This window comes from Confluentibacter citreus (assembly GCF_002807055.1).
In the GTDB taxonomy this organism is placed as follows: Bacteria; Bacteroidota; Bacteroidia; order Flavobacteriales; family Flavobacteriaceae; genus Confluentibacter; species Confluentibacter citreus.
In genome coordinates this window covers 345,897-366,200 of the sequence record NZ_NIXN01000002.1, presented here as the reverse complement: position 1 = coordinate 366,200, position 20,304 = coordinate 345,897, and the positions used below count along the sequence as shown (strand labels likewise).

Below are 20,304 nucleotides of genomic sequence, written 5' to 3'. Positions count from 1 at the left end.
ATATATAATTTGAATTATAGAAACAATATAACAATTTAATATTCTTAATTCAAATTAAGGTATTCTTTAATGGCATATCGTTTTTTGTCTTGTTTGGTGCGAAGGATGATTTCCCCTAAAAAACCAGCTACAAAAAATTGGGTACCAATAATCATAGTTGAAAGAGCAATATAAAATTGCGGCCTTTGTGTTATTAATCTGCCCGTTGGGTTCAAAAATATTTTATCAATACCCAGATATAATGAAAAACCAAAACCAATAATAAGCATGATAGCGCCTAAAGCACCAAATAAATGCATGGGGCGTTTGCCAAAGCGGGATAAAAACCAAATGGTTATTAAATCTAAAAAGCCATGGATAAAACGATCCATGCCAAATTTAGTTTCACCATATTTTCTGGCTTGGTGTACAACTACCTTTTCGGCAATCTTAATAAAGCCAGCATTTTTGGCCAAAACAGGAATGTAACGGTGCATTTCTCCGTTAACATCAATGTTTTTTACAAGGTCATTTTTATAAGCTTTTAGGCCACAATTAAAATCATTTAATTTAACACCAGATGTTTGTCTAGCGGCCCAATTAAATAATTTGGAAGGCAAATTTTTAGAAAGTATGGAATCGTAACGTTTCTTTTTCCAACCAGAAACCAAGTCGAAACCATCAGACATAATCATATTGTAAAGGTCTGGAATTTCTTCAGGGTTGTCTTGTAAATCGGCATCCATAGTGATGATAACGTCTCCTTGAGCGATTTCAAAACCAGCATGAAGTGCTTGTGATTTACCAAAATTCTTAAAAAAGCGAATGCCTTTTACATGTTTGTTATTAGCTGATAATTGCGTAATAACACGCCATGATTCATCCGTGCTGCCATCATCTATAAAAATAATTTCGTATGAATAATGATTGGCTTGCATCACTTTTGCAATCCAATCATGCAGTTCATTTAAAGAATCTTGTTCGTTGAGTAGTGGAATAACTACAGATATATTCATTTTGAAATCTTCAATAATTTAATCTTTCAAAAATACGGAAATTATCTATGCTATTCTTCTGATTCTTTTTTCATAACCATCCCGCCAATGAGAGAATATATTAATCCAAACAGTGCACTTAAGGCAATCCATACAGCAGATCCAAATAAGGGGCCAGAAAATTGCTCCATCATTGCCATGCTTGTTTCAACCATTTCGCTGGTCATATTCGGATTCTCATAAAGTTTTTCTCTTGCAACTTCCATCATTTTATCCATTAACCCTGGATCGATTACATAAAATAATATGATAGAAAAAATAGCATAAACCAATCCACTTATTACAGCAGCAGCCACACCAACTTTCAAAGCATCAGATAAGGTTAATAGGTTGTTGTTGGCTTTTTTGAACTGACTTATAGCATAAATCAAGAACGTTGGGAATATGACATAAAAAAGAACCATTGGCCATTGTGTGCCTTCTATCAGCATGTTAGTGGCATACATCAAGGCGTAAATAATAACCAAAATAAGTCCTAATATTATGCCGTAATTAACTGCAAATTTACCGGGAGATTTAATTTCAGAGTCCATAGTTTATTGATGGTTTAAGTTAGATATTTAGTTAGTATTCAAATATAATAAAACGTTACAAAAGGTTAGATAATAAAAATTTCTAAAAAGTATTGTGAATTTATAAAAATTATCTAAATTTGCACTTCCAAAATTGAAAAGAATAAAAGCATTTAGCGATGAGAAAAGGTATACACCCAGAGAATTATAGAATAGTAGCATTCAAAGATATGTCTAATGATGACGTGTTTTTAACAAAATCTACTGCTAACACAAATGAAACCATTGAAGTTGACGGTGTTGAATATCCAGTTATTAAAATGGAGATTTCTAGAACATCTCATCCTTTTTACACTGGTAAATCTAAATTGGTAGATACTGCTGGTCGTATTGACAAGTTTAAAAACAAATATTCTAAGTTTAGCAAATAAACTAGTTTCATACTATAAATTTATTAAGCCTTTCAATTCTGAAAGGCTTTTTTATTTTAAGTAATTAGCCTATTTTTGAATGGTTAACTACGGTTAAGTTTCAAGGAAACCACTTTTAACTCTTAACTTTTACCTCTAATTTAATTATGAACTACATTCTTTTTGACGGCCCTTCGCGTAATAATCTGTTGCCATTTACATTTACAAGGCCTGTTGCGGATATTAGAACAGGTATTTTAACCATTAGGGAAAAATGGGAAACTTATTTAGATTCGACCACGACGACATTAACGGAAGATTATCTGTCTGATAAATATCCTATGGTTGAAATGGATGAAAACATTATGATACATGCGTCTTATCTTCCAAATCTAGAGTTGGTTGAAATGATTAAGAATTTAAGAGAGAATCAAGCGATTTTTAAAGGTGAAGACGTGATTGCTTTTTTCACAAAAGACACTCAGGAAGATGTTAATTTTGAAACTTATGAAGCTTTAGAATACCATGATGATATTCTAAAAATAGAACATACTTGGGATATTTTTTGTAAAAACGGGGAGGCGCTCCAAGAGGATTTTAATCTATTAACAGAAGGCAGGAAGTCTAGACCCATACCTCCAACTAATAATGTGATAGATCCAGAGAATATTTTTATTGAAGACGGTGCCAAATTGGAGTTTGTAACACTTAACGCCAGTACGGGACCTATCTATATTGGGAAGGATACTGAAATTATGGAGGGTTCTATTATTCGTGGTCCTTTTGCTTTGTGTGAGGGAAGTGTTGTGAAATTGGGAGCCAAGATTTATGGGCCTACCACCATTGGACCTTTCTGCAAAATAGGAGGTGAGGTTAATAATTCCGTGTTATTTGCCTATTCAAATAAAGGGCATGATGGATTTTTAGGAAATTCGGTTTTAGGGGAGTGGTGTAATTTGGGCGCTGATACAAACACCTCTAATTTAAAAAATAATTATGAAGAAGTAAAACTGTGGGATTACCAAACTGAAAGTTTTGCTAAAACTGGACTGCAATTTTGTGGGCTCATGATGGGAGATCACAGTAAATGCGGCATTAATACCATGTTTAATACAGGAACCGTTGTTGGTGTCAGTGCCAATATTTTTGGAAGTGGATTTCCTAGAAATTTTGTGCCAAGTTTCAGTTGGGGTGGAAGTAGCGGATTTACAACCTATTTAACCCAAAAGGCTTTTGAAGTTGCCAAAAAAATTATGGACAGACGCCATGTAGAATTTACCGAACAGGATGAAGCCATTTTAGAACACGTCTTCGAAGAAACCAAAAAATATAGCAAGGAATAGATAACTTTTGATAAATTCAATTTCAAATAGGGTTAACCAATGCCGATATTTTTTAAAGACTAATATTTTTTAACCCTTTTCAATTCCAAAACATACACAGGGTTAACTCCTAATCCTTTTACGTTTTTTCTGGTAAAACGCACGATTTCATCATAAAAAAGAGGCACTATAGGGGCTTGTTTCATAATTAATGAATCCATTTTTGTGTACAGCAAATTTCTTTTTTCATCATTGGTTTCTGTAAAGGCTTCTTCATACCATGTGTCAAATAACTCACTTTTAAAATGTGTATAATTGGGTCCGTTAGGGGCAAAATTTTTACTATAAAAAAGCGACAAATAATTTTCGGCATCTGGATAATCGGCCACCCAACTGGCTCTAAAAATATCTAATTTACCGTTGGCTTTCGCATCTTTTAAAGCAGATCCCGGAATGACGTCAATGTTTACAATGAGTCCGATTTTTTGAAGTTCACGTTGAATGTATTCAGAAAAACTTAAATAATTGCCGGTAGTTGTAATCGAAATTTCAGGGCTTTTATTACCACTGTCTTTTTTAAATTGTTCAACCAATTGTTTTGCGATGTCGGGTTTATAACTAAATCCGAGCGTCTCATGATAGCTTGGTAGCCCTTTGGGTATAAAACCACCTTCAGCAGGAATTCCGATACCATTACGCAAATAAATCATCATTTTTTTTCTATCAAAACCATAATTAATGGCTTTTCTAATGAGTTCAGATTGTATCTCAGGAATGTCTGAATCCATATAAAACGCTAGATATTCGGTGTTTAAATAGGGACCACGAACCATATCAACATCTTCAGAATATTCATCGCGGAGCTTGCCACTTGCGGTTAAAATTTCATCTTTATAAGAAGCGTCCAATGCGATCATAAAATCGAGGTTTCCTTGCGTAAACTGTAAAAACTCACTTTGTTTATCAGGTAAAAACGTGATGGCAACGGCTTCTAAATAAGGTAAATTATTGCCTAGACTATCTTTTTCGAAGTAATTCGGATTTTTTCTAAACACTAATTTCAGATTTTCCTCCCATCGTTTAAATTTAAAAGGTCCTGTGCCAATAGGATGTGATCTAAAATCGCTACCATAAAATTCAACAATTTCTTTTGGAACCACCGAGCAATATTTCATGGTCAACAATCCTAAAAACGCAGGGAATGGTTGTTGTAGCTTAATTTCAAAAAGTGTATCGTTTACAGCCTTAAAATGTTCTACTTTACCCAATACCCAACCGCCAGGAGATGCTACTTTTTTATCGATTAATCTATTTAAACTATACTCAAAATCCGAAGCTTTTACTGTTCTAGTGGAATCTTTTCCGAAAAGTTCATGTTTATGGAAAAACACATCATCACGCAATGAAAATGTGTATGTTAAAGCATCTTCAGAAATCGTCCAACTTTTAGCTATACTAGGTTGGATTTTTAAATTTCCATCCATTTGAACCAATCCGTTAAACAATTGATTAGTTGCCCATATATCTGATATGTCTTTTGAAAATGCAGGATCTAACGAGCCAATATTTTTATGTTCGTTATAACGAAAAACGACTGCGTCTGTATTTGAATTTGAATTGCCTCCACAAGAACAAAATAGTAAAACGACACAACTAATTGATAAATAGTTGGTTATTTGTTTTAATGGAAGTTTTATCATATAACTTATTAGTTGTAAATTTGCATTCTTTTAGCAAAGGTAAATATAATGAGATTATGCCTTTGCGGAAATGACTAAAGAATTAATGAGAAAAAAAGTCGCATTTTATACATTAGGTTGTAAACTTAATTTTTCGGAAACCTCGACAATTGCCAGAAGTTTTACGGATGAGGAGTTTGACCGTGTTGATTTTTCAGAACATGCCGATATTTATGTGATTAACACCTGTTCGGTAACCGAAAATGCAGATAAGCGTTTTAAAACCATCGTAAAACAAGCTCAAAAAGCCAATCCGAAAGCTTTTGTTGCTGCCGTTGGCTGTTATGCTCAATTAAAACCACAGGAATTAGCCGATGTTCATGGTGTTGATTTGGTGTTGGGCGCTACCGAAAAGTTTAAAATAACCGATTATATAAACGATTTGTCCAAAAACGACTTTGGCGAAGTGCATTCTTGCGAAATTGAAGAAGCCGATTTTTATGTTGGGAGTTATTCCATAGGAGACAGAACGCGTGCATTTTTAAAGGTTCAAGATGGCTGCGATTATAAATGTACCTATTGTACCATTCCGTTGGCACGTGGTATTTCACGAAGTGATACGATGGCCAATGTGCTTAAAAATGCCAGAGAGATTTCTAAACAGAATATAAAAGAGATCGTGTTGACAGGTGTTAACATTGGTGATTATGGGAAAGGTGAATTCGTTAATAAAAAGCATGAACATACTTTTTTGGATTTGGTTACAGAATTGGATAAAGTTGAAGGTATTGAGCGACTACGAATTTCATCCATTGAGCCCAATCTTTTAAAAAACGAAACGATTGATTTGGTGTCTAAATCTAGAGCTTTTGTGCCTCATTTTCATATACCATTGCAATCGGGTAGTAACGACATTCTTAAAAAAATGAAACGTCGTTATCTGCGAGAATTGTATATAGATAGAGTGTCTAAAATAAAAGATGTGATGCCACATGCCTGTATTGGTGTGGATGTCATAGTAGGATTTCCTGGGGAAACGGACGAACATTTTCTAGAAACCTATCATTTTTTAAATGATTTGGATGTTTCTTATTTACACGTGTTTACCTATTCGGAACGGGATAATACTGAAGCTGCAGATATGGAGGGTGTGGTGCCGATGGATGTTAGAAACAAACGCAGTAAAATGCTACGAGGTTTATCGGTTAAAAAACGACGGGCTTTTTACGAAAGTCAGCTAGGAACTAAAAGAACAGTATTGTTTGAAGGCGAAAATAAAGAAGGCTACATACATGGTTTTACTGAAAATTATGTAAAGGTAAAAGCGCCTTGGAATCCAGAGTTAGTAAATACCTTGCATGATATTGAACTGACTAAAATTGATGATGACGGCTTGGTTCGATTCGATTTCGTGAAAGAGCTAGCCATATAAAAACAAAACATCCAAAGTTAGTTAACTTTGGATGTTTTGTTTTGTTTTTTTTGAGATTCTAAATAATAACTCCCACCGGAAGCATGCGTTTGTACTTTCTATTGCTTCTTACAAACTTGGCAATTTCTGGACTTGTTGGTACAACACTTAAATTGCGTTCTTCAATTTGTTCAAAAACAGCACATAAAAACTCTCTTTTAAACTCGTCGTCTTTAATAGCGTCTGGAATGATGAGTTTTGTTAAAAAAATCTTTCGGTCTTGCAAAGAATACTCAATTTTAGCGAGGTGGTCATCAATTTTGATTTCATATTGGCGTAAGAAATCATTGTCTATTAGTTCAGCAACATCAATCATGGTATATGTTTTTAATTAAATGGAATCTAAATAATGGAAGACTATTTTGTAGCTTTGCTATGCAAATATACAACAAAAAATCCTTAATAAAAAGGGTTCCATCTGTTAAAACCTTATGTATCAACCTATAATACATGTCTATTTAATGCCAGGTTTGGCTGCCAGTCCTAAAATTTTTGAATATATTAAGTTGCCAGAAAACCAATTTCAAATTCATTATTTAGAGTGGTTGTTACCAATTGATAACGAGACTATTACAGACTATGCGTTGCGTTTGTCAAAGAATATTAAACATGAAAATGTGGTGTTGATCGGGGTGTCTTTTGGGGGTGTTATCGTTCAAGAAATGAGCAAACATGTACAGGTTAGAAAATTAATTATCATTTCTAGCGTTAAATCATTAAATGAATTGCCAAAACACATGCAACTTGCAAAAATGACCATGGCTTACAAATTATTACCAACCCAATTGGTGAGTAATATAGATTTGTTTGCTAAATATGCCTTTGGAACTAATGTAACAAAGCGTTTGGAGTTGTATAAAATGTATTTATCTGTTAATGATAGCCATTATTTAAATTGGGCTATTAAAAACATGATTTGTTGGAATCAAGAAGTACCTATTCCTAATATTGTTCATATACATGGGGAGAATGACACGGTATTTCCAATTAAGAATATCAGGGATTGTATAACCATTAAAAATGGATCGCATATCATGATTCTTAATAAATACAAATGGTTTAATGAACATTTACCATCCATAATTTTGGGAAACTAGAATTAAAACTTATAATTATTTTTTTTATCTTTAAACAAAACTTATTAGCTATGAAGATTATTGAAAGAACGTTGGCTTTGGTGGGATTATTAAGTTTGTCAGCCCTCTTTATATATGCCCTACAAGATGCACCAACCGATGAGAATTTCGAGAAAAAACTCATCAACGATTATAACGTATATGCACTGCAAATTCCAGATGAATTAAATTTTGCTGGAGAGCCTATGCCACTGAAAGATCCAGATACGTATGAGCGCATGGATAGAGAATTGTTGGTAAACACATATTGGCAGTCTAACGCATTGTTAATGTTTAAGCGGGCTAAAAAATACTTTCCCATCATTGAGCCTATTTTAGAAAAACATGGTATTCCTGAAGATTTTAAATATTTGGCGGTGATTGAAAGTGGATTGACAAATGTGGTGTCCCCAGCAGGCGCTACAGGCGTTTGGCAAATCATGCCAGCTACAGGTAGAGAGAATGGATTAGAGGTTAATGATAATGTAGATGAACGCTACAACCTTGAAAAGGCCACCGAAGTTGCTTGTAAATATTTAAAAAAATCTAAACAAGATTTGGGCTCATGGACCTTAGCTGCCGCAGCTTATAATGCCGGTAACGCAGGAGTTACAAGACGAATGAAAGAGCAAAATGTGAAAAGTTATTATGATTTGCTTTTAGGCGAAGAAACAGGGCGCTATGTTTTTAGGATTGTTGCGCTCAAGGAAATTTTATCGAATCCAGATAAATATGGCTTTAATTTCAGGGAAAAAGATTTGTACAACACGATTCCAACATATCAGGTTAAAGTAGATACTACCGTAACGGATTTTACCAAGTTTGCTGAAAAATATGGTATCAATTACAAAGTGTTAAAACTACATAATCCTTGGCTTAGGGATAGACATCTTGTCAATAAAACCAGAAAAACATATATTATTGATATTCCAGAAAAAGGATATTATAATTAATTTTTTTTTGAATGAACAGATGGTTATCCTGATTTGAGAAACAGGTAATAATTATTAATGAAATTAAGTTTTAAATTTTTTCCAATTAAGGACTTATTTTATTCGGTGGTTCCAACAGCTGGAACTTACGGTAGTTATATACAAGGCATTGCTCCAGAGTTTTTTCCTAATATATGGATTGCCATTATTATAGGCATAATTTTATCCATCATTTTGGCGATGGTTTTTTATTACGAAAATGTAAAAGCATACAAAAAATCTTTAGCTGAAATTCTTGCAACAGGCTATTTTATGAATTTTACTGGAAGGCTAGGCAAGTTGCTTAAAACAAAAACACCCATTCATTTTTCATTTCCAGATGGTAGTATTAAAACATTTACATCTGACGCCATACGGGTGGAAATTGGCATGCCAGTCAGTTTAGCATCACTCAACGCTTATAGTGAAAAAGTAGAAATGACTTCGGATATTGTCTATGTTCGGGAACAAACCTCAAGCGAACCATTTTGGATTCGTGCCAATGTTGAAGATAACAAACTTGTTATTTATGAGTTTCCCAGAACATTGTTTTCTATATCCAGATATATGAAAGAAGATTTTACGGATGTAGCCAAAGCTGAAAAAAATTCTAAAAGAATTTATTCTTTTTTCCACGAAAAAATAGACCAATTACGAATTGAATATTCAAGTGAAATTTCAAATAGCAAATTAAACTTTCTTAAAGTATAATTTAAATAAAAGTCCCAATAAAACGATGCAATGAATCGTCTTGTTGGGACTTTGAATTTTATTATTTCAATTGACGCTTAAAGCTTTTTTTCGTTTCTTTTTTAGTTTGTTCCACCAAATAAGAGTACCGGTTATAGGTAGGCTTGTAGCAATTAAACAAGTTATAAAATATATGATTTTAGAGAATGTACCGAAGATTTCTCCCGTATGAAGTGGTTTTATCAATGAAGCGAACTGTACGTTTAAAGGTTTTTCTTGAAACCATTCTACAGCCAAAATTTTTCCTGAAGCATCCATGTATAAATTATCAGTTGTTATGGGCGACCAATTGGCGTCATTGGTCTTTCTGAATACATAATAATTGGAATTTTCATTAGGGAACGATACGGTAAGTTTGCCGTTATAGTTTAATGCTTCATTGGCAATCGATATTGCTTCATCAATCGAAACTATTTCTTCTTCCAGCGGTGTGCCCACTTCAAATGTTGGTGCGGACCTATTGAAAATTTCGGCACCTATTAAATTGCCCAATCCTTTTTTATAGCCTTCAAAAGACCAGCACAAGCCTGTTATGCACATGATAACCAGAAAAATACATGCATAAAAACCGAGTGTATTATGTAAATCGTGATTTATCCGTTTCCAATTGGCATTGGTTTTAATTTTAAATCCTTGTTTTATATTTTTCCATTTAACTTTTTTAGGAAACCACAGCACAAACCCAGAAATTGACAATAGTAAAAATATGATCGTGGCAATTCCAACAATGGGTCTTCCAATATTGGTGTCTAAAAGTAGCCACCGGTGAAGCCTAAAAACTATAAGCATAAAATCGTCGGCACTTGTTTTTTCGATTTTGTGAATGCTTGAGGTATAAGGATTGACCAATACTTGAGATCCTCGACGTTCCTTCAAATCTTTTTTAACTGAAAAAACATAAGGTTCATGGAGATCTGACGGGATAGTGAAGCCAGTTACAAAACCGTTGTTTGATTCTTGTAATGTTTGGGTTAAACTTGCAACAGTTGTTTTTTGTGAAGTTGATTCCACACTTATTTCATTAGAAAAAAATGATTTAATTTCTTCTTCAAATGCCAATATGGTACCGCTTAGGCACACTAAAAAAAGGATGATGCCACTACCTAGGCCTAGCCACAAATGTATATCGTTTATAAGTTTTCTGATGCTATAGTTTTTCTTCTTCATATAAATGATGTGGTTTTATATAACTTGTTATCTTGTGTTTATATAAATAACGGCAGCAAATGTATGACTCAGAATTAAATTTACAAAGTTTATTTAGATTAATTATAAATAATTATTATTCCTAATTAAAATGAAAAAGATAGAGTTAAGGGTATTACAAAGAGTGAATTATATGATAACATATTATGAGCATAAAAAAAATCATATTTACAAAATATGATTTTTAAAAAATTAGAAGAAAAAGTTTATTATACTCTACGTTTTTGCGCTCTAATAGAACCACCAGTACCAAAATGTTGGTTTGGCATTTGAGCACGTTTCATATTATCTTTCATCATTTTTATCTGGTCGGTCAGCATGCCTTGTTTATCCAGTTTTTGAGCTTCCGAAAGCAATTTTTCAGCTTCCATTTTTCTGCGCTTAGAAAATGCAATGCCCGCTAAATTTAATTTTGCCATAGCTAAATCATGGTTCATGGATAATCCCAATTCTACAGCTTTCTTAAAATATTTTTCGGCTTCGTTCATATTGGTTTGGGATACCATAATGCCATGTAAATAATTATAGTAGCCTTGTTGTTTTTTTACAAGTGCAGATTCTGGATTTTTAATCTTGTCCAGCCATTTTTTGGCACCTGGGAAATCTTGTTTACGCAATCTTAAAAATGCTAAAAGGATAAATTCATTTTTAAAATATAAAAACACAAAAATTAATGATAATAATATAAGCATGATGCCATTACCAATATTGTTTTCTGTAAATTGATATACTGCATACGCATTAATAGCAGCTACAATAATGAGCTTTATGATTTTATTGTACATGTTTAATTGTTTTATAAGTTGTGGTTGATGTTATGGTTGTTGGTATGTCTGTATCTTCCATTTGCGCCATTACGGAAACACCTTTGGCAGTTTGTTTTACAACCATATCTTTAATAAATCCAGACGTTTTGCTAGCGGTTAATTTCGTTTGTTGTTTACCTGTTAATGTCATGGATACATTATCTTCTTTGGTGGCCATGGTTATATGGCTATCGGCACTCAATTCCAGCGTTTTTTCAGTTATAGTATCTAGCTTCCAAGTATTTTTAGCATTTAAAGGGCCTTTGTAATTGTTTACCCACGTATCACCCATCTTCACTTTTTTATTGGGGTATATAAAGGTCATTTGTTCAAAACTCTGAGCCAAGCTTTTATTGCCAAATTCTTTTTTCATGCTTTCCATCATGACTTGCTTTGTTAATTCATCAGATATTCCAACTTTCTCTATCATTCTAGCAATCATTTTATCCGTACCAGAAACCGATTTTATTTTACCGTTTTTAAATAATTCCATTTTCAATTTTGCTCCAATCATTCCTAAAAATACCTGAGCTTGTATATCGTCTTTAGAAACACTGTTTTTGGTGTCAATATTAATAACCTCCCCGTATAGATTGGAGGTCGTTACCATTTTAAATCGTTCAAAATTAAAATTAATGGTATATGTGCTATCGGTTTTTTGGGAAACAATAAAGGTGTAATCAGCTTCAATGACATTTTTCAGTTCGTGTTTTGTCCCATCCAACTCTTGGATTATATCTTGGGTCGCTTTTTGAAAGACGGCCATGCTATCGCCAACCTTTAAATGGTATTCCAAGATATTTTGAGCAGATATAACTTGAGAGAATAAGGCTGTAATTAGCGTTATTCCTCTAAAAAAAATAGACATTGATTTGATTTTGCTTTAGGAGTACAAAGAAACTAAATTTTTATGGAAAGAACTACATAGCTTTTTAACAAAAATGAGTCAAATAACATAAATAAAATAGGTGTATTTCATGTTGAAATTATAAAATTCAACAATAAAAAAATATTTTTCAATAAGGTTTGTCAAAGTAAAAACTCTTTGTATATTTGCCCCCAGTTTTGGAGAAACACCAAGTAGATAAATACAATACAGATTTTAAAGATATAAGACAATGAGCAAAAGAACATTTCAGCCATCAAAAAGAAAGAGAAGAAACAAGCATGGTTTTAGAGAAAGAATGGCATCTGCCAATGGAAGAAAAGTGCTTGCTCGCAGAAGAGCTAAAGGCAGAAAAAAATTGTCTGTGTCATCGGAGTCTAGACATAAAAAATAATGATTAACAAGTGTTAATATTTAAAAGGTGTTACTTAAGTGTAACGCCTTTTTTTATATCTGCTAATGCCTATTTTTGTAACGTACTAAAAAACACTATTTAAACAGTAAAAATGCCAAAAAATTCACAACTTAAATCTATTTTAATTATTGGTTCAGGCCCTATCGTTATTGGACAAGCATGCGAATTTGATTATTCTGGAACCCAAGCTTTAAGATCACTTAGGGAAGATGGAATTGAAACCATACTTATAAATTCCAATCCGGCAACTATCATGACCGATCCCACGATGGCCGATCATGTATATTTGTTGCCACTTACAACCAAATCAATTATTAAAATCCTAAAAGAACATCCACAAATTGATGCCGTTTTACCAACCATGGGAGGACAAACAGCTTTAAATTTATGTATTGAAGCTGATGAAAAAGGTATCTGGAAAGATTTTAATGTAGCTATTATTGGTGTTGATATAGATGCCATAAATATTACGGAAGATAGAGAGAAATTTAGGGAATTGATGCTTAAAATAGGCATTCCAATGGCCCCACAAGCCACGGCAACATCTTACTTAAAAGGTAAAGAAATTGCTCAAGAATTTGGGTTCCCTTTAATAATTAGAGCTTCTTTTACACTAGGAGGCGCAGGTGCTTCTTTTGTTCATAAGGAGGAGGATTTTGATGAGTTATTAACGCGTGGATTAGAGATTTCTCCAATTCATGAAGTTATGATTGATAAGGCTTTAATTGGCTGGAAAGAATATGAATTGGAGTTGCTTAGGGACTCCAATGATAATGTTGTTATCATTTGTTCTATTGAAAATATGGATCCCATTGGAATTCATACAGGAGATTCCATTACCGTTGCTCCTGCTATGACATTGAGTGATAGAACGTATCAAAAAATGCGTGATATGGCCATTCATATGATGCGTAGTATTGGTGATTTTGCGGGTGGTTGTAATGTGCAGTTTGCAGTGTCTCCAGATGAAAAGGAAGATATTATTGCTATTGAAATCAATCCTCGTGTATCACGTTCATCGGCCTTGGCGAGTAAAGCTACTGGATATCCTATTGCTAAAATTGCAGCAAAATTAGCCTTAGGTTATCATTTAGATGAACTTCAGAACCAAATTACAAAATCGACTTCGGCATTATTTGAACCGACTTTGGATTATGTCATTGTAAAAATACCACGTTGGAATTTCGATAAATTTGAAGGGTCTGATAGAACGTTAGGTCTTCAGATGAAATCCGTTGGTGAGGTGATGGGTATAGGACGTTCCTTCCAAGAAGCACTTCATAAAGCAACACAATCTCTTGAAATTAAACGAAACGGATTAGGAGCTGATGGAAAAGAGAATAAAGATTATAATCAAATTATAGAAAAACTTACCAATGCATCTTGGGATCGCGTTTTCATTATTTATGATGCCATTGCTATGGGAATTCCGTTAAGTAGAATTCACGAAATCACTAAAATAGATATGTGGTTTTTAAAGCAATATGAGGAATTGTTCCTGTTGCAAAAAGAAATTTCTACTTATAAAATAGATACCATTCAAAAAGATTTGTTATTGGAAGCCAAACAAAAAGGGTATGGCGACCGACAAATTGCTCATATGTTGGGATGTTTGGAAAGTCAGGTTTACAACAAACGTGAAGAATTTGGTGTAAATCGTGTTTATAAATTAGTTGATACTTGTGCAGCCGAATTTAAAGCACATACCCCATATTATTATTCAACGTTTGAAAGCGATATGGAAACGGCTGACGGACACCGTTATGCTGATAATGAAAGTGTGGTTACTGACAAGAAAAAAATTATTGTTTTAGGTTCGGGACCAAATCGCATCGGGCAAGGTATTGAATTTGATTATTGCTGTGTTCACGGGGTTTTAGCGGCAGCCGAGTGTGGTTACGAAACCATCATGATTAACTGTAATCCTGAAACGGTTTCAACGGATTTTGATATCGCCGATAAACTATATTTCGAACCGGTGTTTTGGGAACATATCTATGACATTATCAAACATGAAAAACCAGAAGGTGTTATTGTTCAGTTAGGTGGACAGACCGCTTTAAAACTGGCTGAAAAATTAACCAAGTACGGTGTTAAAATCATAGGAACCAGTTATGAATCCTTAGATTTGGCTGAAGATAGAGGACATTTTTCTAATTTATTGAAAGAAAACGATATTCCATATCCTCAATTTGATATTGCGACTACAGCAGATGAGGCTGCAGCGATTGCTGATGTGTTGGATTTCCCGATTTTAGTGAGACCTTCTTATGTTCTTGGCGGACAAGGCATGAAGATTGTCATTAACAAACAAGATCTTGAAAAGCATGTGGTGGACTTGTTGAGCCAAATGCCAGGAAATCAATTGCTATTAGACCATTATTTAGAAGGTGCGATTGAAGCAGAAGCTGATGCCATTTGTGATGGTGAAGATGTTTACATTATAGGTATCATGGAACATATTGAACCATGTGGTATCCATTCTGGTGATAGTAATGCCATGTTGCCACCATTCAATTTAGGTGATTTAGTGATGCAACAAATAAAAGACCATACTAAGAAAATTGCCTTAGCATTGAATACCGTTGGTTTAATAAATATCCAGTTTGCCATTAAAGACGATTTGGTTTATATTATTGAAGCCAACCCAAGAGCATCCCGTACCGTACCTTTTATAGCAAAAGCTTATGGAGAGCCTTATGTTAATTATGCTACGAAAGTCATGTTAGGCGAAAAGAAAGTAAAAGATTTTAATTTCAATCCACAATTACAAGGTTATGCCATTAAGCAACCTGTATTTTCGTTTGATAAATTTCATAATGTCAATAAGAAATTGGGACCAGAAATGAAAAGCACAGGTGAAAGCATCTTATTTATTGATAGCTTAAAAGACGATGAGTTTTACGAGTTATACTCCAGACGAAAAATGTATCTTAATAAATAAAAAAATGCCGCTCTTTGCGGCATTTTTTTTATTAACTATTAAAAATTTTAACCCGTTGTAAATTGTAAAAGTTTGTCAATTCGAGTGTCCCGATAGCTATCGGGATTACACATTTTTCATGTGTGAAATTTGTATCGAGAATCAAATTTTAATTTTAGAATAGTTCTCTATACAATTCGCTTATGGCGAATCACTCGAACAGACATTAATTACTACGATAAAAGTTTCAAAATGCACAAAGGAGAATTTCATATAAGTTCAATTTTAGCATTTTGATCTTTTAAAGAATCTAAATACAATTCCATTTTAAAATCTGAAGTTCTAAATTCCGAAGTCCTGTTTTTGGCTTGCTCTTGTCTGGCAATACTTCTAGCAAAGCGTCGAACTTTATTTTTTGTATCTAAAATAATACCTGGAACAGGGACATTATTTCCATTTTCGTCTTTAGCTACCATGGTAAAATACGATGAGTTGCAATGTTTCCGTTCTCCTGTTTGAATGTTTTCAGATTCTACTCTCACACCTATAACCATTGAGGTTCTGCCAGTATAATTTATAGAAGATTTAAGAGTAACCAATTCACCAACTTCAATGGGATTTAAAAAATCCACTTTGTTCACAGATGCCGTGACGCAATAGTTTCTGGAATGTCTAGATGCACAAGCAAATGCGACTTGATCCATAAGACTTAGTATAAAACCGCCATGGATTTTTCCGCTAAAATTGGAATGCGATGGCAACATGAGTTGGGTTATGGTAACTTGAGATTCTTCGGTGGTTTTAAACATGTGTATAAATAATAGTATAAATAATTCCTGTAATGATTGCAATACCAAAACTAATGAGTGTGCCTATTAAAATGTATTCTGTAAGTTTTCTGTGTTTGGACTCTTTTAAATCCCCAAACCTAAACACGGATTTAGCCGTTATTAAAAATCCTACTGCTTCCCAATGGTTAAATATGATGAAAATGAAAACCAAAATACGCTCTAAAATACCAATATATTTCCCAGCATCTTCAAGGGATTGGTTGTCCTTTGTTAACTCTTCAATGTTCCATTTCGCAAAAATAATTTTCATGATGATAGACACAGGAATGGTTAGGAACACTAAGCAAACTGCGAGTAATAAATTATTTTCGGTTATGATGTTTTCAATATGTAAGGTGTTTTCAGAAAAAGAAAAATAACAAATAATAATCACTATAATATGAAGTAACTGGTCAATAAAAAACCATAAACGTTTTGTGCTTTCCTTTTGAATTATAAGTTTGGTGGCATCTATTATGAAATGAGAAACACCAATGATTAGAACTATCGACCAAAGAGAGATATCCCAAAGAATTAGTAATGTTACTAAAACATGAATGCATATATGTACATAAAGTTTAGGCGATTTCAATTTTTTTTGTTCTTTTTCCGCTACCCATTTTTGAGGTTGAAGAAAAAAATCGCCAATGAAATGAGCTAACAATAGCTTTATTAAAATCATCATAATAAGCTTATTTTGTGTCTGTACATAAGGTCCAACTCTAAAATTTCTTCTAAATGGGCACGTTTTTGGCGATTGCTTATTGCATTTTGGTTAATGCCTATTAGTTTTCCTAATTCGCTTTGTAACGCCTTTGGGTTTTCTATACTTAATTTCACAATTTCAGCTGAATTAACGCTCCAATTATCCATGGTAATCAATGCTAATTTAAAGTATAAATTTAACTCGCTATTAATTTCGCTATTCTTAGTCTTAATTCGTAAGTTCTGTTTTTCCTTTTTCAAGGTTTCCATAATTTCTCCTGAAAACACAAAAGCATCACCATTAGATTCTGTAACGTCATTACCGTCATACGTTTTATTGCCTACACCAATTGCTAACCGAACATCTAAACCTTTAATCATTTTAATAGCGGCTTTTATATAAATGGCAGCTATGAAGCTAGTGTAATAATCCTTTATTTCTATTTGAAAACTGTCACCTCTGTATATTTCCCAATATTTGGTTTCAACATTTATTTTAGATAATACCTTTTTTAAGCTATTTATCCACACTTCAGGCTCTTTTTGTTTTCTAGAATTTATAATATCTCCTGTTATAACGCTTGTCATTTAACTAAAATTAAAATATCACTCAATTACATGATAAACAAATATATCACTTAATTACATGATAAACAAATATATCACACTTTAAGATGATAACTTTGATATTAAGGTTGAACTTCAACCTTTGTAACAAAATATTTAGTATCTCCCAGCCAAAATAATGTTTTGTAGCGTTCAAAATAATGAAGTTTCACCATTTTGCCTTGAAAATTATTTAAATCTTCAATCACTTGTTTTTCTTTGTCCTGAACCGAAAATACGAATCGTTGGGATTCAGAAACACCTTGACTTATTTCCCCTTCCCAAGTTTTGAACATGACGCCTTTATGGCTGAATTTTATTAGTTCACCTGCTCTAACGCCATTGCTATAGCTAGCAAAATAAAGAAAGCAGACGTATAGAATCATTATAATACCAATGCCAATACCGATTTTAGTTATGATTTTCATTTATTTATTGAATTTAGTCTGAATCTTCATCAGCACGTTTTAGAAGTTTTTGGTTTTGTTCCTTGCTCGCTTTTGCGCCAAGAATTTTTAAATTTTCAACACGCTTGATTAGATTTCCTTTTCCGGTTAATTTAATCATGGCCGTTTCATAAGATTTTTGAACGGTACCAATTTGGTTTCCAACTTTTATAAGCTCATCTGTCAAATTCACAAAAGAATCATAAAGTTTCCCTGCTTGTGTGGCAATTTCAATGGCATTTGCTTTTTGTTTTTCATTTTGCCACATGGTATCAATGGTTTTTAATACGGCCAATAAGGTAGTGGGTGTGACAATGATGATGTTTCTTTCAAAAGCATCTGCATATAAACTAGGATATTCCATGGAAGCAATCGCAAATGCCGATTCTATGGGAATAAAGAGAAGCACAAAATCTGGGCTTTCCATCTGATACAGTTGGTGGTAATTTTTTTCCCCAAGTTCAACCACACGTTTTTTTACAGATAATACATGACTTTTTAAATGTGGTAAACGCTCAATATCATCCGTTTCATTAATATATCTTTCATAGGAAACAAGCGATACTTTAGAATCTATAACAAGTTTTTTATCTCCTGGCAAATGCACAATGATATCTGGCATCACCCTTCTACCATCATCATTTGTAAAACTTTGCTGAACAAAATACTCAAAATCCCTACGTAAACCACTTCGTTCCAAAACCCTTTCCAACACCAACTCTCCCCAATTTCCTTGCATTTTTGTATCGCCTTTTAATGCTTTTGTAAGGTTGGTGGTCTCTTTGGTCATTTGTTCATTAAGCTCTTTTAGACCAATAATTTGTCTTCGTAAATCGGCACTTCTATTAATGTCTTCTTTATTGGTTTCTTCAACCCTTTTTTCGAAATTCTGGATTTTATCTTGCAGCGGTTTTAAAATAGCATCTATATTATCTTTATTTTGAACCGTGAATTTTTTAGAATTTTCGTCTAAAATCTTATTCGCGAGATTTTCAAATTCCTTTGTGAATTTTTCTTGAAGCTTTTCAACTTCTATTTTTTGCTCTTCATTTTTAAGCTTTAAATTTTCAAAATCAGCTTGTTTTCTGGTTAATTCCGCATTTAAAAAGTCTTTTTCTTTTCTTATGATTTCACGCTCGTCTTCAATTTTACTAAGATTTTGTTTTAGCTCATTAATAATGTTGGTCATTTGGTTTTGACGTTCCTCTAAAGTGCTTTGTTCGCTTTTGCTTTTAAGTTTGGTAATGGTCATGCCAATATAAGCACCAATGCCTCCAGAAATTAGAATGGAGAGAATAAGAATGAGGTTGTCGTTCATTTAAATTAAGAGTTTATCCAAAGATATATTTTTTAGGCTGAAGAAGGAATATAGTAGCCTGAAGTTTTTAACAGAAAACTGAAAACTGCGACTGAAACTTAATCATTTCTTCACCCGAAAACTCCCCGTTTTTTCATCAAAAGCAATTAAATCTTCTGGAAATAAAGATTTAAAAGTACCATTTAGAATTAAATTACATGGCATATCAGATACTACTTGGTTGGGCGTCATAACAATTAATTTGTCACATAATTGAATGGCTAAATCTATTTCGTGCGACGAAAACAAGATGGTTTTATTGGTTTCCTTTGCTAATTTTTGCAGCAATTTTAAGGTGTATACTTTGTGGTAAATATCTAAATGCGTGGTGGGTTCATCTAAAATAATCAAATCGGTATCTTGAGCCAATGCCCGAGCAATCATGACTTTTTGTAATTGTCCATCGCTTAATTCAAAACATCTTTTATGTTTTAAGTCGGATATATTGGTTTGTATGATAGCTGTATTTATAATGGTTAAATCGTTTTCAGATAAATTACCAACCCAATTAGTATAAGGTTGTCTGCCCAACGCAACAATTTCAAAAACCGACAAATTTTTAGACATGAGTTGTTCGGTCAAAACCAGACTTAATACTTTAGCTAAATCGAGTGCCGCATAGTGCTTGATGTTTTTGTCATTAATAAAAATATCACCACCCAAACCATTTTGAACGTTGGTTAATGTTCTTAAAAGCGTCGATTTCCCAACACCATTCACCCCAACCAAACCAACTAATTCTCCTTTACATAATTCAATGTTAATATTGGATGCGACAACAACACGCTCTTTTTTAGAAGCATATCCAATCGCCAAATCCTTGGTTTTTAAAATGATATGTTGGCTGTCCTTTTCCACTA

At 33.3% G+C, this 20,304-nt stretch carries 21 protein-coding genes; 8 read left to right on the top strand and 13 right to left on the bottom strand.

Annotation, left to right across the window (positions count from 1 at the left end):
* Positions 1-44: 44 nt before the first annotated feature.
* Together CDH49_RS07395 and CDH49_RS07390 are read right to left on the bottom strand one after the other, a co-directional pair.
* Entirely contained in the window at positions 45-995 is a 951-nt protein-coding gene (locus CDH49_RS07395; protein WP_100614849.1) for a glycosyltransferase family 2 protein, read from the bottom strand.
* Between the two features lie 50 nt (positions 996-1,045).
* Positions 1,046-1,567: a DUF4199 domain-containing protein gene (locus CDH49_RS07390; RefSeq protein ID WP_100614848.1), complete on the bottom strand. Its 522-nt coding sequence runs from the start codon at positions 1,565-1,567 to the stop codon at positions 1,046-1,048.
* Between the two features lie 158 nt (positions 1,568-1,725).
* Here CDH49_RS07390 and CDH49_RS07385 point away from each other — a divergent pair, with 158 nt between their 5' ends.
* Both CDH49_RS07385 and CDH49_RS07380 read left to right on the top strand, forming a co-directional pair.
* Positions 1,726-1,977, top strand: a complete 252-nt coding sequence (locus CDH49_RS07385; RefSeq protein ID WP_100614847.1) for a type B 50S ribosomal protein L31 — start codon at positions 1,726-1,728, stop codon at positions 1,975-1,977.
* 146 nt (positions 1,978-2,123) lie between these two features.
* Positions 2,124-3,299 (top strand): GlmU family protein, encoded by a 1,176-nt coding sequence (locus CDH49_RS07380; RefSeq protein ID WP_100614846.1) that lies wholly within the window; start codon positions 2,124-2,126, stop codon positions 3,297-3,299.
* A 59-nt stretch (positions 3,300-3,358) separates the two neighbouring features.
* On the opposite strand, the gene CDH49_RS07375 is transcribed toward CDH49_RS07380, so the two are convergent.
* Positions 3,359-4,978 carry an ABC transporter substrate-binding protein gene (locus CDH49_RS07375; protein WP_100614845.1) on the bottom strand — a complete coding sequence of 540 codons (1,620 nt, stop codon included), beginning with the start codon at positions 4,976-4,978 and terminating at the stop codon, positions 3,359-3,361.
* Positions 4,979-5,063: 85 nt separating this feature from the next.
* Between CDH49_RS07375 and mtaB the strand changes: the two genes are divergently transcribed.
* Positions 5,064-6,389 (top strand): tRNA (N(6)-L-threonylcarbamoyladenosine(37)-C(2))-methylthiotransferase MtaB, encoded by a 1,326-nt coding sequence (gene mtaB / locus CDH49_RS07370; protein WP_100614925.1) that lies wholly within the window; start codon positions 5,064-5,066, stop codon positions 6,387-6,389.
* Positions 6,390-6,447: 58 nt separating this feature from the next.
* Here the strand turns inward: mtaB and CDH49_RS07365 are convergent, their stop codons facing one another.
* Positions 6,448-6,744: an N-acetyltransferase gene (locus tag CDH49_RS07365; protein ID WP_100614844.1), complete on the bottom strand. Its 297-nt coding sequence runs from the start codon at positions 6,742-6,744 to the stop codon at positions 6,448-6,450.
* Between the two features lie 115 nt (positions 6,745-6,859).
* Between CDH49_RS07365 and CDH49_RS07360 the strand changes: the two genes are divergently transcribed.
* From CDH49_RS07360 to CDH49_RS07350, 3 genes are read left to right on the top strand one after another with little or no spacing between them, the layout of a single operon-like run.
* Positions 6,860-7,525 carry an alpha/beta hydrolase family protein gene (locus CDH49_RS07360; protein ID WP_100614843.1) on the top strand — a complete coding sequence of 222 codons (666 nt, stop codon included), beginning with the start codon at positions 6,860-6,862 and terminating at the stop codon, positions 7,523-7,525.
* Positions 7,526-7,575: 50 nt separating this feature from the next.
* Positions 7,576-8,496 carry a lytic transglycosylase domain-containing protein gene (locus CDH49_RS07355; RefSeq protein WP_100614842.1) on the top strand — a complete coding sequence of 307 codons (921 nt, stop codon included), beginning with the start codon at positions 7,576-7,578 and terminating at the stop codon, positions 8,494-8,496.
* A gap of 57 nt (positions 8,497-8,553) precedes the next feature.
* Positions 8,554-9,225, top strand: a complete 672-nt coding sequence (locus CDH49_RS07350) for an STING domain-containing protein (RefSeq protein ID WP_100614841.1) — start codon at positions 8,554-8,556, stop codon at positions 9,223-9,225.
* A 66-nt stretch (positions 9,226-9,291) separates the two neighbouring features.
* On the opposite strand, the gene CDH49_RS07345 is transcribed toward CDH49_RS07350, so the two are convergent.
* The 3 genes from CDH49_RS07345 to CDH49_RS07335 form a co-directional block, all read right to left on the bottom strand.
* Positions 9,292-10,431, bottom strand: a complete 1,140-nt coding sequence (locus tag CDH49_RS07345) for a PepSY-associated TM helix domain-containing protein (RefSeq protein WP_100614840.1) — start codon at positions 10,429-10,431, stop codon at positions 9,292-9,294.
* 248 nt (positions 10,432-10,679) lie between these two features.
* On the bottom strand, positions 10,680-11,255 hold the full coding sequence (locus CDH49_RS07340) for a hypothetical protein (RefSeq protein ID WP_100614839.1): 576 nt from the start codon (positions 11,253-11,255) through the stop codon (positions 10,680-10,682).
* Entirely contained in the window at positions 11,245-12,144 is a 900-nt protein-coding gene (locus tag CDH49_RS07335; protein WP_100614838.1) for a DUF6263 family protein, read from the bottom strand. Before CDH49_RS07335 ends, CDH49_RS07340 begins: the two co-directional genes overlap by 11 nt.
* A gap of 250 nt (positions 12,145-12,394) precedes the next feature.
* Here CDH49_RS07335 and rpmH point away from each other — a divergent pair, with 250 nt between their 5' ends.
* Complete coding sequence (gene rpmH / locus CDH49_RS07330) at positions 12,395-12,556, top strand: 50S ribosomal protein L34 (protein WP_038527912.1); 162 nt, start codon at positions 12,395-12,397, stop codon at positions 12,554-12,556.
* Positions 12,557-12,668: 112 nt separating this feature from the next.
* On the top strand, positions 12,669-15,521 hold the full coding sequence (gene carB, locus CDH49_RS07325) for a carbamoyl-phosphate synthase large subunit (protein ID WP_100614837.1): 2,853 nt from the start codon (positions 12,669-12,671) through the stop codon (positions 15,519-15,521).
* Between the two features lie 248 nt (positions 15,522-15,769).
* Here the strand turns inward: carB and CDH49_RS07320 are convergent, their stop codons facing one another.
* From CDH49_RS07320 to CDH49_RS07295, 6 genes are all read right to left on the bottom strand, one after another.
* The gene (locus tag CDH49_RS07320) at positions 15,770-16,309 is read right to left on the bottom strand and encodes an acyl-CoA thioesterase (protein ID WP_100614836.1); all 540 of its coding nucleotides are present in this window, start codon (positions 16,307-16,309) and stop codon (positions 15,770-15,772) included.
* Positions 16,302-17,015, bottom strand: coding sequence for a DUF3307 domain-containing protein (locus CDH49_RS07315; RefSeq protein ID WP_100614835.1), 714 nt, complete (start codon positions 17,013-17,015; stop codon positions 16,302-16,304). Before CDH49_RS07315 ends, CDH49_RS07320 begins: the two co-directional genes overlap by 8 nt.
* Positions 17,012-17,623 (bottom strand): transcriptional regulator, encoded by a 612-nt coding sequence (locus CDH49_RS07310; protein ID WP_100614834.1) that lies wholly within the window; start codon positions 17,621-17,623, stop codon positions 17,012-17,014. The genes CDH49_RS07315 and CDH49_RS07310 overlap by 4 nt, the downstream gene beginning before the upstream one ends.
* A 101-nt stretch (positions 17,624-17,724) precedes the next feature.
* Complete coding sequence (locus tag CDH49_RS07305; protein ID WP_100614833.1) at positions 17,725-18,069, bottom strand: 6-phosphogluconate dehydrogenase; 345 nt, start codon at positions 18,067-18,069, stop codon at positions 17,725-17,727.
* 13 nt (positions 18,070-18,082) lie between these two features.
* Positions 18,083-19,405, bottom strand: coding sequence for a DNA recombination protein RmuC (rmuC, locus tag CDH49_RS07300; protein ID WP_100614832.1), 1,323 nt, complete (start codon positions 19,403-19,405; stop codon positions 18,083-18,085).
* 102 nt (positions 19,406-19,507) lie between these two features.
* Positions 19,508-20,302 carry an ABC transporter ATP-binding protein gene (locus CDH49_RS07295; protein ID WP_100614831.1) on the bottom strand — a complete coding sequence of 265 codons (795 nt, stop codon included), beginning with the start codon at positions 20,300-20,302 and terminating at the stop codon, positions 19,508-19,510.
* Positions 20,303-20,304: the final 2 nt, after the last annotated feature.

Bases quoted from the DNA above. Each gene is read 5' to 3' on its own strand.
- CDH49_RS07365 (WP_100614844.1), bottom strand. From the start codon at position 6,744: ATGATTGATGTTGCTGAACTAATAGACAATGATTTCTTACGCCAATAT.
- CDH49_RS07310 (WP_100614834.1), bottom strand. From the start codon at position 17,623: ATGACAAGCGTTATAACAGGAGATATTATAAATTCTAGAAAACAAAAA.
- CDH49_RS07355 (WP_100614842.1), top strand. From the start codon at position 7,576: ATGAAGATTATTGAAAGAACGTTGGCTTTGGTGGGATTATTAAGTTTG.
- CDH49_RS07375 (WP_100614845.1), bottom strand. From the start codon at position 4,978: ATGATAAAACTTCCATTAAAACAAATAACCAACTATTTATCAATTAGT.
- CDH49_RS07305 (WP_100614833.1), bottom strand. From the start codon at position 18,069: ATGAAAATCATAACTAAAATCGGTATTGGCATTGGTATTATAATGATT.
- CDH49_RS07395 (WP_100614849.1), bottom strand. From the start codon at position 995: ATGAATATATCTGTAGTTATTCCACTACTCAACGAACAAGATTCTTTA.
- rmuC (WP_100614832.1), bottom strand. From the start codon at position 19,405: ATGAACGACAACCTCATTCTTATTCTCTCCATTCTAATTTCTGGAGGC.
- CDH49_RS07315 (WP_100614835.1), bottom strand. From the start codon at position 17,015: ATGATGATTTTAATAAAGCTATTGTTAGCTCATTTCATTGGCGATTTT.
- CDH49_RS07335 (WP_100614838.1), bottom strand. From the start codon at position 12,144: ATGTCTATTTTTTTTAGAGGAATAACGCTAATTACAGCCTTATTCTCT.
- mtaB (WP_100614925.1), top strand. From the start codon at position 5,064: ATGAGAAAAAAAGTCGCATTTTATACATTAGGTTGTAAACTTAATTTT.
- CDH49_RS07350 (WP_100614841.1), top strand. From the start codon at position 8,554: ATGAAATTAAGTTTTAAATTTTTTCCAATTAAGGACTTATTTTATTCG.
- CDH49_RS07360 (WP_100614843.1), top strand. From the start codon at position 6,860: ATGTATCAACCTATAATACATGTCTATTTAATGCCAGGTTTGGCTGCC.
- rpmH (WP_038527912.1), top strand. From the start codon at position 12,395: ATGAGCAAAAGAACATTTCAGCCATCAAAAAGAAAGAGAAGAAACAAG.
- CDH49_RS07340 (WP_100614839.1), bottom strand. From the start codon at position 11,255: ATGTACAATAAAATCATAAAGCTCATTATTGTAGCTGCTATTAATGCG.
- CDH49_RS07320 (WP_100614836.1), bottom strand. From the start codon at position 16,309: ATGTTTAAAACCACCGAAGAATCTCAAGTTACCATAACCCAACTCATG.
- CDH49_RS07390 (WP_100614848.1), bottom strand. From the start codon at position 1,567: ATGGACTCTGAAATTAAATCTCCCGGTAAATTTGCAGTTAATTACGGC.
- CDH49_RS07385 (WP_100614847.1), top strand. From the start codon at position 1,726: ATGAGAAAAGGTATACACCCAGAGAATTATAGAATAGTAGCATTCAAA.
- CDH49_RS07380 (WP_100614846.1), top strand. From the start codon at position 2,124: ATGAACTACATTCTTTTTGACGGCCCTTCGCGTAATAATCTGTTGCCA.
- CDH49_RS07345 (WP_100614840.1), bottom strand. From the start codon at position 10,431: ATGAAGAAGAAAAACTATAGCATCAGAAAACTTATAAACGATATACAT.
- carB (WP_100614837.1), top strand. From the start codon at position 12,669: ATGCCAAAAAATTCACAACTTAAATCTATTTTAATTATTGGTTCAGGC.